This window comes from Erwinia sp. PME.40.26/001 (genome assembly GCF_055556675.1).
This window is the reverse complement of the sequence record NZ_JBVHNP010000444.1, coordinates 1-235: the sequence shown is the minus strand read 5'-3', so window position 1 is coordinate 235 and position 235 is coordinate 1. Positions and strand designations below refer to the sequence as shown.

The window sequence follows — 235 nt, the reverse complement described above, 5'->3', positions numbered from 1 at the left end:
GGCCGCAAGGCGGCGTTCCGCACACTCGACGGCGGCACGGCGACGTCCGAGCTCATCGTCGTGAGCGACGGGTTCGAGGAGCTGGCCACGGCCGCGGAGCACCCCGACGCCCGCCCGCTCCAGGTTCCGCTGGTCGTGGACGGGGAACCGGATGCCGCGGCCCTCGGCCCGCAGGGCGTCGCCGCCGCGCGAGCCCACCACGCGCGCGTGCGCGAAGAGTTGCCGGTGCGCGCAC

General features: G+C 77.0%; 1 protein-coding gene. It reads left to right on the top strand.

Features of this window, described 5'->3' with window-relative positions; all coding sequences use genetic code 11:
- The coding region (locus ACZ3HG_RS24905) for a hypothetical protein (RefSeq protein WP_465335227.1) at positions 1-235 on the top strand (235 nt) is incomplete at both ends.